Annotated in this window: 6 protein-coding genes and 7 pseudogenes; 9 read left to right on the forward strand and 4 right to left on the reverse strand. The window is 59.8% G+C overall.

The annotated features are described in order from the left end of the window. Nucleotides 1-96: 96 nt before the first annotated feature. Nucleotides 97-310: pseudogene (locus NKH04_RS31830) on the forward strand (IS256 family transposase); the annotation flags it as partial. Between the two features lie 200 nt (nucleotides 311-510). Here NKH04_RS31830 and NKH04_RS31835 read toward each other — a convergent pair. From NKH04_RS31835 to NKH04_RS31845, 3 genes are all read right to left on the reverse strand, one after another. Then, entirely contained in the window at nucleotides 511-2,448 is a 1,938-nt protein-coding gene (locus NKH04_RS31835) for an HAD-IA family hydrolase (RefSeq protein ID WP_353045532.1), read from the reverse strand. Nucleotides 2,449-2,794: 346 nt separating this feature from the next. After that, entirely contained in the window at nucleotides 2,795-3,817 is a 1,023-nt protein-coding gene (locus NKH04_RS31840; RefSeq protein WP_353045533.1) for a hydroxymethylglutaryl-CoA lyase-like TIM-barrel protein, read from the reverse strand. Nucleotides 3,818-3,883: 66 nt separating this feature from the next. Then, nucleotides 3,884-4,297: an SDR family NAD(P)-dependent oxidoreductase gene (locus tag NKH04_RS31845; RefSeq protein ID WP_353045534.1), complete on the reverse strand. Its 414-nt coding sequence runs from the start codon at nucleotides 4,295-4,297 to the stop codon at nucleotides 3,884-3,886. A 252-nt stretch (nucleotides 4,298-4,549) separates the two neighbouring features. Here NKH04_RS31845 and NKH04_RS31850 point away from each other — a divergent pair, with 252 nt between their 5' ends. From NKH04_RS31850 to NKH04_RS31870, 5 genes and pseudogenes are all read left to right on the forward strand, one after another. Next, nucleotides 4,550-5,218 carry an IS5 family transposase gene (locus NKH04_RS31850; RefSeq protein WP_353045535.1) on the forward strand — a complete coding sequence of 223 codons (669 nt, stop codon included), beginning with the start codon at nucleotides 4,550-4,552 and terminating at the stop codon, nucleotides 5,216-5,218. A gap of 198 nt (nucleotides 5,219-5,416) precedes the next feature. Then, nucleotides 5,417-6,147 (forward strand): annotated as a pseudogene (locus NKH04_RS31855) (IS256 family transposase); the annotation flags it as partial. A 94-nt stretch (nucleotides 6,148-6,241) separates the two neighbouring features. Further along, nucleotides 6,242-6,812 (forward strand): annotated as a pseudogene (locus NKH04_RS31860) (transposase); the annotation flags it as partial. A 140-nt stretch (nucleotides 6,813-6,952) separates the two neighbouring features. After that, a pseudogene (locus NKH04_RS31865) lies at nucleotides 6,953-8,156 on the forward strand (IS256 family transposase). 48 nt (nucleotides 8,157-8,204) lie between these two features. Beyond that, a pseudogene (locus NKH04_RS31870) lies at nucleotides 8,205-9,078 on the forward strand (IS630 family transposase); the annotation flags it as partial. 690 nt (nucleotides 9,079-9,768) lie between these two features. Here the strand turns inward: NKH04_RS31870 and NKH04_RS31875 are convergent. After that, nucleotides 9,769-10,119, reverse strand: a complete 351-nt coding sequence (locus NKH04_RS31875; protein WP_353045537.1) for a hypothetical protein — start codon at nucleotides 10,117-10,119, stop codon at nucleotides 9,769-9,771. On the opposite strand from NKH04_RS31875, the gene alr reads away from it, so the two are divergent. The 3 genes and pseudogenes from alr to NKH04_RS31890 all read left to right on the forward strand — a co-directional run. Continuing rightward, nucleotides 10,058-11,188: an alanine racemase gene (gene alr, locus NKH04_RS31880; protein WP_353045536.1), complete on the forward strand. Its 1,131-nt coding sequence runs from the start codon at nucleotides 10,058-10,060 to the stop codon at nucleotides 11,186-11,188. The genes NKH04_RS31875 and alr overlap by 62 nt on opposite strands. Before the next feature lie 382 nt (nucleotides 11,189-11,570). Continuing rightward, nucleotides 11,571-11,693, forward strand: a pseudogene (locus tag NKH04_RS31885) (IS110 family transposase); the annotation flags it as partial. 99 nt (nucleotides 11,694-11,792) lie between these two features. After that, nucleotides 11,793-12,803 (forward strand): annotated as a pseudogene (locus tag NKH04_RS31890) (IS110 family RNA-guided transposase); the annotation flags it as partial. Nucleotides 12,804-13,180 lie beyond the last annotated feature (377 nt).

A 13,180-nucleotide genomic window follows, 5' to 3' on the forward strand; every position in this document is an offset into this window, starting at 1 on the left:
ATCGCCAATGGCTGGCCAAACAGCGCTATCGAGGCGCTCATGCCTTGGAACTACCATCGCTGAACGGCATCAGCTACCCGCTTACCGACGAGCTATCTTTTCGACAACTGGTTTGATCCGATCGAAGCTGGCCTGCGCGAGCGGGTGCGTGGCTTCATCGAGACGATGCTCGAGACCGAGCTGGAAGCAGTGCTTGCCCGTCCCCGGTATGGCCGGTGGCCGGCAGCCGGCGGCGCACAGTGATGCGACCACCAGTGTCGCCGACCACCGCCACGGCAGCCGGTCGCGCACGTTGTCAGGGACCTTCGGCACCACACGGCACCGCGGAACGGCGACTGGAGGGAGGAGAGCCCGAGGCCAGAACGGAAAGAAGGCTGGCTAAGAAGACACGAACGCAGGGTCAGGTTTTACAAACGCTTCGGCTAGTCGTGGCAATCTCTCATCATCAAAATTTCCGCCGAAATAGTCGAAAAGATCATCGCCACCTCCCTCATAATCGTGCTGCCGCGTTCAACCGCTGTCGCCAAGATGCGCCTTGTCCGCTCCGCAATTGTCGCTCGAAGCTGCCCAAACCTGATTTGGCGTACTGGAATGCTTCGCCGATCGGAGATGTGGACACAAACTGCCGTCGAAGATCTGACTGAGGCTCTTTGCGACATAATCGGGGGCGCCGTTCTCGTCTTGACGCAACTCGCCGCGGTTGTTGAGACCAGTGGTTACGAGAAGTGCGTCGAGCCCGGCAGCCTTTGCGCCCCTGATGTCAGTGTCAACCTGATCGCCGACCATCAAAAGACGGTCGGTACCGGCCCGAGCGATGCATTCTTCAAAAATCGCTCTTCCTGGCTTGCCCATAATCTCTACTGAGATTGGAGGAGCTTCGAACGGCGCTAGTCCTGCTTGAAGCATTGGCCCTATTATGCTTGGTCCAAAGACGAGCGAGCCATTCTTGCCAGGATAAATGATGTCCGCGTTTGCCGTTATCATACGCGGCATCTCGCCCGTCTCGATCAGTCTGCGTTGAAAGGTGGACAGGATGTGATCGGCCGCCCGCTTAAAATCGAAACCTCCGTCATCGAGCACTACGAGCGTGTCGAATGTCTCGGCCGTATCAGCGCAATGAAGATTTGGATGCCTGCCGAATATGTCATGCGCAGCGTGTGCACTTCCCACATACGAAACTAGTCGCCCGGCTCCCAGCTCTTCGAGTACGTGACGTCGCGCAACACCGCCCGCAGACACGATGCGATCGACCGCCGGAATCGGAAGTCCCGCGCCGCAGAGACGTGCGCATATTGTCTCAACCGATCCACTACTGATATTCGTCACTATGTAGTATGGCTGGCCGGACGTATTAAGTCGGGCCAAGATATCAGCAGCGCCAGGCAGGGCCTCATTTTCGCTGATCAGAACCCCCGTCGCGTCGAAAAGTATCGCGTCATAGCAATCTGCCAGTGTCTGGGGAGTTGGGCTTTCGAGGGCGACGGTTAGAGGACAGGCCGTCTCCGTCCTTGGCTCAACCGCGCGCGCCTGAGAGGGCGTAAAGCAGCCGTGACGTACGACCCTCGCTTCGGATGGTATGCAGGCCTCGCGCGCCTCGCTATACGCCCAGGCGAGCCACTTGCATAAGATAGCCAAGTCATCTGCCTCGATCGTTGGTCCCGCCCATATCCGAAATCCTGGCGGCGCGTCACCGTAGCTCCAGATGTCAAAAGCCGCACCTTCGGCTTCGAGTAGACGGATCATCTCCGCAACGATTCTGCCGTCGTCCTCCTTTTCGCCGGCTGCGAGCTGCTCTCGTACAAGCCGAAGAGTAATTGAACAGGTGGAGCGTGCTACCGGATTGGTGCAAGTCCAATCAATCCAAGGAGTAGAGTCCACCCAGTCAGCCATCACAGCATAATTACTGGCCACCCTTTTCAAAAGCGCGGGTAGTCCACCACACGCTTCGGCCCAGTCGAGCGCAGAGTGGATATCCTCGACGGCGAACATGCTGGGGGTCGAGATCGTGCGGCCACCAAAGAACGCTTTGTTTACAGATCCGTTAGCGTTGTGCAGTCTCATGAGCCTGGCTACGGGCTTACGTCCGCCGACCCTCAGCCGTGCCTGGGCCCGAGGCGAGAGCGCGATCATGCCATGGCCGCCTTCGCCTCCAAGCGCCTTCTGCCATGACCAGCACAGAACATCGATCCGATCGAAGTCGATGTGCCTCGTAAAAGCTGCAGAGACGGCATCTGCGATCACAAGCCCGGCACGCTCAGGAAGAATCCAATCAAGATCCGGTGGACAAACGCCGTTGCTGGTGCCGTTTAGCACTAGAACGATGTCGTGATTGGGATCGATCCCGCTCGTGCTCGGAAAATCTCCGAAAGCACAAACGTGCCGCCTTTGGGGGGCAAGCGCCAACGCATCGATCTCATTTGCCCAATACTGCGAGAAGCTATCCGACAAGAATGTCTCGACTGGAGACGGGCCGAGTAGATTTTGTAAGGCCATGCTGCAGGCCCCAGTGCCCGAACCGGGCACGATCCCGCAGAGCCAGTTGTCAGGCAGTTCTAACAACGAGGCCATGCGCCTGATTACCTCTCCCAGCCGTTCTGCTCCCTCGGAGCTCCGGTGACTACGTCCAACGTAGCGCAGCATAGTTGGGTGCACGCTCCAACCAGGATGTTTACGGCAAGGGCCTGATGAAAACCGCGGATCGGACGGGCGGAGCGATGGTTTCGCAACAGCATTTGGTAAAATCATGGATTCCTCCAATTGGGAAAAAGGGGCAGCTGAACAGAGATATCTGCGATCACGCGTCGTCCTTAGCCATCAGCGTCGCCAGCTTTTCATTGGCAAAACTCATCCGTTCATCGGCGCGGAGGTCCGAAAGGCGCCTGATAATTGCGGCGTCAGACAATACCCCGCCTTCACGTAGCTTTTGAACATAGGACGGATGGATAAAGTTTGAGCCCGCGAATTGATATGCCGCGCTGCTGCCCCAGCCATACCGTTTGCGAAGCGGATCGAAGTGACGCAGGACGTGCTCGAGGAGTGCCCGTTCCTTGGATGTTTCGAGGCGAGTGAGAATCGGTAGGAGCTGCTCACTAGCCGCATTGCCTGCCCCGCGGCCCATGCCGCCCATGGTGCAGTCTATCCAAGTCGCTCCCGCCATCGCGGCGGCCACTGAATTGACCAGTGCATATCCGCGGTTGTCATGGCCGTGGAATCCAATGTCAGGCTCAATTCGATCCGCAAACCGGCCGACAAATTCCTGAACCCGAGTCGGCTTCATAGAGCCAAAGGAATCGGCAATATAAAGCACGTCGATAGTGTTGATCTGCTTTACCTCCTTGAGGCACGTTTCAACTTCTGCAGCATTCGCTACATCGATCTGCATGAGATTCAAAAACACACGGAAGCCCCTGTGAGACAACTCAGCGCAAATGTCCCGGCAAGCAGCCAAGTTGCTGAAGTGCGCCGCTACGCGGACGGTCGTGATATGCCTTGGCACTAGTCCCTCTGTCAGGCGGATCACGGCAAGGGGTATAGGCAGTTCGCTCGCAAGCACATCCTTGGCATCGATCATCACGCATGCCTTGACTAGGAGACCGGCAGCCACCTGTTCGGCCTTAGAGCTCGTCACACTGGCGAAATATCCATGGCTCTCAGGCTTTCCGGCGAGCCCCAGCTCGACCATGCGCACTGGGAGAGTGTTGATAGTAGCGACATAGTCCGACACCAAGTCCGGCGCGAAATCCCAACCTGTGTAGTAGCCACCGTCGCGCAAGGTGCAGTCCAGGAAGTTCACTTCATCTGGTATTGTGTTTAACATTGCCAGCCTTCTCCAATACCGCCAAAACATCGAAGCATCCTGCATCAGCTCGCCGCGCAGCCCCCATCAACATAGAGAATCTCGCCTGGTACGAGCGATGCAACTGCTCCGCTGTTTCGGCAACTCAAGCTGCTGGATTCGCGCAGTTACTACATCGATTGCGCGCGCCAGCACTTCGGCGCCTGTGCTGCGCAACCGATCCACTGCTCTTTCTAGCCGCCCCGGATCCCACCCGCTGATGGAGAGGCGGCAACCTTCGTTGGCTAACTTCTCAGCTGTGGCTAAACCTAAGCCGCTGGAGGCGGCCGCCATTGCCACCTTGCCGTCAGGCCCTACATCCATTTGTCCCACAATTAACATCACCACGCTTCTTGGCGCCGTTCCAGACAGCCGAGCATATACCGTGCCAAACGAAAAAATCGTCTCAACACAGTAGGGTAGCCCAACTGATAAAGACTTTATTCTGCTATAGCCGTGCATGATGATGACACAGATGAATGGAATCCGACGTAACTCCGCCCTCCTTCCGATATGTGACCGGTCGCCCTCCGATTCTGGAGACACCGTTGGGCAAGCAACTTAAAGCTTTCGCCGCAGGCGAATTGGTCGTGTGCAATATCGACCCCAGCGTCCTCAGTCAGAGACCGTTTGAAAAATCGGAAAATTGGGATTTCGGCGGAGGCTGGTTTGTGATTCAAGCTGTGGATGTGGACCGAACAAAGCCGTGGCCGGATGGCCAAGATCGCCAAGAAGACCAAGCGCTACCCGTCCGATGTGACGGATGAGGAGTGGGAACAGACTACGCCGCTGATCCCCAAGCCTGGGCGTCGCGGCCGTCCGCGCGAGGTTGATTTCCGTGAGGTGGTCAACGCGGTGCGCTACCTTGTGGGCTCGGGTTGCGGCTGGCGGACCGCGAGCGAGCGGGCGCGAGGCCAGTCCCACGGCGGGCGTGATCGACACCCAGTCGGTCAGGCTCCGCAAGCAAGAACAAGGGGTTACGACGCCGGCAAGAAGATCGTCGGACGCAAGCGCCACATCGCCGTCGATACGGATGGGCGGCTATTGATGGTCAACCTGACGCCGGCCGAAATCTCCGACAGCGCCGGGGCTCAGGCGATTCTGGACGGCATCCGCAAGCGCTGGCCCTGGGTGAAGCACCTGTTCGCCGACGGCGCCTACCATCGGCTCAAGCTCATGGACAAGGCCGCCTATCTGGACTTCGTGATCGAGATCATCCGCCGATCCGACGACCAGAAGGCCTTCGAAGTCTTGCCCCGCCGCTGGGTCGTCGAGCGAACCTTCGCCTGGATGACGCGGTGGCGGAGGCTCGTGCGCGACTGGCATCGACGTCTCTCACGCAATGCAATCTCATCCGCAGAAACGCTCTTCGTGAATTCGTAACAGAGAGGACTCTTAGAAGCGGTGCGGCAGCTCGCATCCCTGTCATCCTCACTTGGCGTCAGAGGCCAAGTTCCACGCGGTTATCGCTGCGGCACATTACGCGGTGGTGTGCTGAGAGTTCTGCAAATCACTAAGAGGGGGCGGTCATGGCAGGCTGGTGATGCTCAAGGTCACCGATTCCCTGGAAGGAACGCCACCATGACCAAGACTGAAAGTAAGACCGCCAGCGCTGCCGTCAAAGACATTTTGCTTTCGGACCCGGATGGGCTGCACGAGGTAATCCGTGCGGTGATGCAGGAGGTTCTCGAGGCGGAGATGGATGAGGCGCTGGGCGCTTCGAAGGGCGAGCGGACGCCGGAGCGGCTGCGCTATCGCTCGGGCTATTACGGCCGCACGCTTGTCACGCGGGTCGGCAAGCTTGAGCTGCGGGTTCCGCAGGACCGGGCCGGCCGCTTTTCCACCGAACTTTTGAGCGCTGCCAGCGCTCCGAGCGGGCTTGGGTTGCCACGCTTGCGGAGATGTATGTGCAAGGGGTGTCGACCAGGAAGGTCAGGGCGATCACCGAAGAGCTTTGTCGTCATGCCTTCTCGGCCTCGTCGATCTCGGCCATCACCAAAAGCCTGGACGAGAGCCTGAAGGCGTTTGCCGAGCGCCCGCTTCACGAGCCCTTCCCCTACCTCATCCTCAATGCCCGCTACGAGAAGGTGCGCGAGGCCGGCATCGTCAGGAGCCAGGCCGTGCTGATCGCGGTCGGCATCGACTGGGACGGCCGGCGCCAGATCCTGGCCCTGGAGATGGCCAATTGCGAGAGCCGCTCGGCCTGGAAGGACTTCCTCGTGGCGCTAAAGGCGCGCGGCCCCAAGGGCGTCGAGCTGATCGTCTCCGACGATCATGCCGGCCTGGTCGCGGCGATCGGCGAGGTGATCCCGTAAGCGGCCTAGCAGCGCTGCTACGTGGGGCTGTTGAAGAAGTCCTCTGCTGCTGATTCAATTGAGCAATCGTTGGTTCGCCGGAGGATTCGCGATGCTCGGCTGGAAAGAGCGGGATCAGCTCGAACTGTTCATGACCGGCTCGCTACGACAACTTGTTCCCGATGACCATGTTTTTGGCCAAGGTCCACAGTGTGCGTGATCTGTCATGGCTGCACGGCGAGGTCGCGGATCTCTATTGCAATGACAATGGTCGCCCGGGCATCGATCCCGAAGTCGCAGTCCGCCTGATGCTCGCCGGCTTCCTGCTCGGGATCGTGCGCGATCGCCGGCTGATGCGCGAGGCGCAGGTCAACGTCGCCGTCCGGTGGTTCGTCGGCTATGGCCTGCATGAAGCGCTGCCGGATCGTTCCTCGTTGACACGCATCCGCCAGCGCTGGGGCGAGGACCGGTTCCGCCGGATTTTCGAGCGCACCGTGCACGCCTGCATCGAGGCAAAGATCGCCAAGGGCGAGGTGGTTTACGTCGATGCTTCACTGATCCGGGCTGACGTGAGTTGGGACAGCCTGGCGGTGCGCCATGTCGAGGCTGTGAGGTCGGTGAACGAGGATGCTGAGCCCGCTCTCAAAAGGAGCCGCAAGACCGGGAAGTTCAAGAAGGTCTGCGTCGGCGCGGCGGGCCCAGATAGTGCTGCTGGCCAGTGAGGGGATCGAGAACAAGGAGATTGCCGCACGCCTTGGTGCAATGGGGACTGTCGGGAATTCTGTGCGCGAGGCCATGATGATGGAAAGGAGAGAATCATCGCATGGCTATTGAGAAGGAACTTCTGGACCAACTGCTTGCCGGCCGCGATCCGAATGAGGTGTTTGCCAAGGACGGATTGCTCGACGACCTGAAGAAGGCGCTTTCGGAACGGATTCTGAACGCTGAACTCGACGAGCACCTTGAGGACGAACGCACCGACGGCAGCGTCAATCGCCGCAACGGCCATTCGCGGAAGTCGGTGCTGACGGGCACGTCGAAGATGACGCTGTCGATCCCGCGCGACCGGGCCGGGACCTTCGATCCGAAGCTGATCGCCAAATACCAGCGCCGTTTTCCCGATTTCGATGACAAGATCATCTCCATGTACGCGCGCGGCATGACAGTGCGCGAGATCCGCGGCCATCTGGAGGAGCTCTACGGCATCGACGTGTCGCCGGACCTGATCTCGGCGGTTACCGATGCGGTCCTGGAGGAAGTGGCCGAGTGGCAGAACCGGCCGCTGGACGTGGTATATCCGCTCGTCTTCTTCGATGCCATACGGGTCAAGATCAGGGACGAGGGCTTCGTCAGGAACAAGGCCGTCTACATCGCGCTCGGCATCCTGCCGGACGGCACGAAGGAGATTCTCGGCATCTGGATCGAGCAGACCGAGGGCGCCAAGTTCTGGCTGCGCGTCATGAACGAGTTGAAGAGCCGTGGCGTCGCCGACGTCCTGATCGCCGTCGTCGACGGCCTCAAGGGCTTCCCCGAGGCGATCAACGCCGTCTTTCCCCAGACTGTCGTCCAGACCTGCATCGTGCACCTGATCCGTCATTCCCTGGAGTTCGTGTCCTGGAAGGACCGCAAGTCCGTCGTGCCGGCGCTGCGCGCGATCTACCGGGCCAAGGACGCCGAAGCCGGCATGAAGGCCCTTGAGGACTTCGAAGCCAGCTACTGGGGGCAGCGATATCCGGCGATCACCCAAAGCTGGCGGCGCAATTGGCAGCACGTCGTCCCATTCTTTGCCTATCCCGAAAGCGTGCGGCGGATCATCTACACCACGAACGCCATAGAGGCGCTGAACTCCAAGCTGCGCCGCGCCGTCCCGCACCCGGGGACACTTCCCCAGTGACGATGCGGCCATGAAGCTGCTATATTTGGTGCTGAACCACGCGGCCGAGGAATGGAAACGACCGCCGCGCGAATGGTTCGAGGCCAAGACCCAGTTCGCCGTCGTCTTCGGCGAAAGGTTCGTCAGCCAATGACGAAACCGGCCTCGCGCACAGAATTCCTGACAGTTCCGTGCAATGCCCAACACAGGGGCCACATGGCGTCGGCGCTTCGCCGCACAAAGGCTCGACGGCCTCTACGACGAACCCCGCCCTGGAGCACCCCGGCAGATCGGCGATGAGGAGATTGCCGAGATCCGGTTGACGTTGTAGGCGACGCCGCGGGACGGTACCCACTGGAGCTTGCGCTCCAGGGCGCGGGCCGTTGCTCATGCGCCCTCGACGATCCACCGCATCTGGACAGCCTTTGGCCTTCAGCCGCACCGCACCGAAATTCTTCAAACTGTCGTCCGATGCGCTGTTTGTGGAGGAGGTGCGCGACATCGTCGGGCTCTATCTCGCGCCGCCCGAGCGGGCGCTGGTCCTGTGCGTAGACGAGAACAGCCAAATCCAGGCGCTGGACCGCACCCAGCCTTGTCTACCGATGCGCCCTGGCCAGATCGAGCAGCGCAGCCACGACTACACGCGGCATGGGACCCTTTCCCTTTTCGCCGCGCTCGATGTCGCCACCGGCAAGATCATCGGCCGCTGCTTCAAGCGTCATCGCGCGCGGGAGTTCCTGACGTTCCTGCGCGAGATCGAGGCCAACGTGCCGAGCGACCTTGATATCCATATCGTCATGGATAACTATGCCACCCACAAGACCAGTGCTGTCCGCAACTTCTTCCTCAAGCGTCCCCGCTGGCACGTCCATTTCACGCCGACAGCAGCCTCATGGCTCAATCAGGTTGAACGCTTCTTCGCCAATCTGACCGAAAAGCAGATCAGGCACGGCGTCCACAGGTCGACACAGGGACTGGAGACGGCCATCAAAACTTACATCGAAGCCGTCAACACCGATCCCAAGCCCTTCAGATGGACCAAGTCAGCCGACGATATTCTCAACACCATCAAACGCTTGCCTAGCAACGCTCCAAATCGCAGAACACCAAGACGAAATGACTCAAACTTCGGAATCAGGACACTAGGCGCATTAATCGTGCCTGCTTTTCAATTCAGTTCGTTCCGCCATTACCGGTGTCGAGGTGGAAAATGGTGGAACCTTGGTATCGGCCTAAAGCGTCTGGCGATCGTCAGGACTTTGCGTTCGAGACCGACGAAGCGCTAGGGCTGGTTACGGTACATCGTCAAGCAATCTGCCCTTTATTATCATCTTTGTGATAATATATTTACAATACTTTTGCCCGAAGACTCCCCCAAAAGGTTTATACCACGTCAGCGGTTCCGCAATCCGGAGCGTTCTGTGTTGTCTACCTCTAGCGAGGCATGCGAGTTCGATGCGAGATTTGCCAAGAGAGGTTCTAGGCAGGGGAAGTCTCGACCGCTTATGAAGTGGAAGTTTGGGCATATCTGGGACGTTGAAGGTGGTGCCAGTCTTTAACATAGCGCAGGCGACTGAGAAGGCGGTCTACGACAGATCGGAGGGCGTTGCCGTGGTTGTAACCTCGGCTACGCAGAGCGGTATACTAGGCGCGGCTTTTGAGGTCGTGCTGAATGGCGGCGCGCGCCCATGGTACCTGGCGTTTGCGAGTCGATTGTGGCAGCTTGCCCCCGGGCGACGACGCACCTCTTGCCCGAGCGTTTCGTGTCAGGCGCTCATATCAAACTGCGCAAGGGATCGTAATCCCGATGACAGCTGCGGGGCATCCAAGGCTTTTGCGAGCGGCGCGGCGAGGACGAGCCTGACCGCTGCCGCCAAGTATGCGAGAATGTCCGCGTTACGCTGCTTTGTCTCTCCCGGCTCTGTGTCCACGGTCGTGAGCGCGCGATCCGTGTTGGCGGTGGGCGTGAGAGAGTTGAAGCGGCCGCAGAAGCGATCCGTCTGCTGGAGTTCCCAGAAGCCAGGCTCGATGGCTATTAGTAATTGATAGAAAACAATGCTCCATTGCCATTCGCAACAAGTAAAGATCAACCTCGATAATCTTGCCTGGAACTTCAACGAGTTCCGAGCTCTTTGCCCTGGGGCGGGAGTTGCGGCTGTAGTTAAGGCGGATGCCTATGGAGCAGGACTCGCTGCCGTCACTCGCCGATTGGCATCGGAGGGCTGCGCCAGCTTTTTCGTGGCGCATCTCCAGGAAGGGGCCCAGCTCCGCGAGCAAAACGATGGCGGTGAGATATACGTCCTAAATGGACTACTTCCTGGTACTGAGTCCGCCCACAAGACGCTCAATCTTAAGCCGGTACTCACTTCGGAGTCCCAGGTTCGGCTTTGGATCGAGTTCTGCGAACGCGAAAGCTGGACTGGCGGAGCCGCCCTGCATGTCGACACCGGGATCAACCGACTGGGGTTCCACATGGAGGAGCTGGGTACTCTGAAACATATGATCGAAGGTCGGCTACACTATTTCGACCTGATCATGAGCCACTTGGCCTGTGCCGACGATCCTTCGGACCCTCGCAACAGAGAGCAGATTGACACCTTTTGGCAAGTCCGAAAGGAGTTCGGAGCGCTCCGGCGGGCCTCGTTAGCCGGCTCAGCAGGGTGCTTCCTCGGCAGGGCCCATTTTGAGATGGTTCGTCCGGGTATAGGTCTCTATGGCGGCAATCCGTTCGTAAGCCGCAGCAACCCGTTTCGACAAGTTGTCTCTGTGCATGCGCGGCTCCTCCAGGTGAAGACACTTCGTCACGGAGATTACGTTGGCTATGGAAGGGCTCACAGGCTAGAGAGGGACAGCCTGATCGGAGTCATTTCTTTGGGCTATGTGGACGGCTATCCGCGCTACACACGTCCTGCGGCTAATCGGGATCAGATTCGGGTCTATTATAAAGGCCGAGCGGCTGGCGTCATAGGCCGGGTTTCCATGGACACCTCGATTATTGATCTTAGTTCGGCGGCAGATCTAAAGCCATCGCTCGGCGATTTGGTCGAGGTCTGTGGGCCATCGCAATCGGTTGATGAGCTCGCCAAATCAATAGGTTGCATACCTAACGAAGTCATGACGGCGCTTGGCTCAAGATCGGTTCGATCGTACATTGGGGATAGGAATCTCCCGGGGTTGTACAGATAGCCGGCCGCCTGGCTCGGAGGTGATACTCTCAGCCGCTTGCACCCAGAAGGTCGTGCGCCTTCACAAGCGATCAGGTCGCCTAGGTCCTGATCATTGTCGGTCTGGGTTCGGTACTGACTGCACCGAATGTCGAGCAACCGCGGCTCTTGCCGGAGGGTCACAGTACTGCGCGATGTTGGCTGTGTGGACTTAAGCGGACAGTGCGCTTGACAAGGCCACCTCACCAACCGGATTTTGGGGAACCGCTGGATACGCGCGCGCCGTTCCCATCAGGTGAAGATTTCGATTACCCACATCGTCGGCTTTCTCCAATGGAGATGCCGAAGGCGATGTTGTGCAAGCGGGTCATGCCGCGCCAGACGACCATGTTACCGGGAGGCGGATCATGTTCTATGATTCTCTGCGCACCGAGGGGTTGCCGGCGATTTGCATCGATGCGCGCCATGCTAAGGCGGCGCTCGATATGGCCGTGAACAAGATGGACGCGAACGACGCACACGCCATGTGATTGGGGTCCCTGCCGAGCCGAAAGAGGGCGGCTGCTTCTGTCGGGATGTTAGAACGTGGTCGCTTTGGAGCGCCACAACATCGGGAAGGAGCAGCCATGAAGTATTTTGCCGGACTTGACGTGTCTTTGGAAGAGACCTCGATCTGCGTGGTCGACGAAACCGGCCGGATCGTCAAGGAAACGCGTGCGGCGAGTGAACCGGAGGCGTTGAGCAAAGCGCTGTGCGGGCTTCCGCTGGAGCGGATCGGCCTGGACGCGTGCTCGCTAACAGCCTGGCTTCATGACGGGCTACGTGCCGAAGGCTTGCCGGCGATCTGCATCGAGACGCGGGCAGCCAATGCTGAAGACGATGCCGAACAAGACCGATCGCAGTGACGCCCGGGCGCTGGCGCAGATCATGCGCACCGGCTGGTATCGGCAGGTGCATGTGAAAAGCAGGCAGTGCCGGCTGTGGCGCTCGCTGCTGGTTGCCCGCCGCACCGTGGTAAACGAGATGCGGACGATCGAGAACGTGGTGCGGGCGATCCTGCGCGAGGCCGGCGTCAAGCTCGGCACGCCGTCGCGCACCGCCTTCGCCGGCCGTGTGCGCGAGCTGACAGGTGCCGATGTTGAGGTGATGGTGATGGTCGAGCCGCTGCTTGCGATCGTGGCCGTCATGCTGAAGGAGTTCACCCGCCTGGCCAAACAGGTTCTCGATATCGTCGGGCAGACGAGGTCTGCCGGCGGCTGGCGAGTGCGCCGGGCGTCGGGCCGATCACCGCGCTCGCCTTCCGCGCCACGATCGACCGGCCGGAGCGGTTCGGCTCGTGGCGGGCGGTGGGGGCGCATCTGGGGCTGACGCCGGCGCGCTACCAGTGGGGCGAGACCGACATCCAGGGCAAGATCAGCCGCTGTGGTGACGAACTCGCCCGCACCGCCCTCTACGAAGCGGCGCATTAGCTGCTGGTGCGCTCGAAGAAATGGTCGAGCTTGCGCGCCTGGGGCATGAACATCGCCAGACGCCGCGGCATGGCGCAGGCGCGCGTGGCGGTGGCCCGCAAGCTGGCGGTCATCCTGCATCGCATGTGGGCTGACGCGACCGAGTTCCGCTTCGGAAACGAGCCTGCCGCGACGAACACCGAAGGAAAAGCAGAGCTTTCGCCCGAACGGGCGATGCCCGGATCATTCCGTGGGACGATGGGCGAGGCGATCCCGTTAAGAGCCCCGAACCTGCCGGCCAAAACTCGGCAAGGGAACAGATTGAGACGCCTCGCTCTCCTGACCCCATCATGCGGCGGCCCAAGCGCCGACCGCGAAGAGAAGCGAGTGACCCGCGGAACGGTCCGAGAAAAAAGCGTAGGAGCACCTTGACCTCAACCACCCCAATCAGAGAGGACTCTTAAGCCATCGATCCTCGCTGAACCGACACCTGAAGTTCACCTTGGACGGAACAGGGCCGGCACAGTTCCAGCCGCCCAACCTTTCCGAATGGCCCCAGATTGGTC

It is taken from the genome of Mesorhizobium sp. M1365 (assembly GCF_040317865.1).
GTDB lineage: Bacteria > Pseudomonadota > Alphaproteobacteria > Rhizobiales > Rhizobiaceae > Mesorhizobium.

Coding starts and splice junctions, on each gene's coding strand:
- NKH04_RS31840 (WP_353045533.1), bottom strand. CDS start 3,817: ATGTTAAACACAATACCAGATGAAGTGAACTTCCTGGACTGCACCTTG.
- NKH04_RS31845 (WP_353045534.1), bottom strand. CDS start 4,297: ATGCACGGCTATAGCAGAATAAAGTCTTTATCAGTTGGGCTACCCTAC.
- NKH04_RS31850 (WP_353045535.1), top strand. CDS start 4,550: ATGGCCAAGATCGCCAAGAAGACCAAGCGCTACCCGTCCGATGTGACG.
- alr (WP_353045536.1), top strand. CDS start 10,058: ATGCTCCATTGCCATTCGCAACAAGTAAAGATCAACCTCGATAATCTT.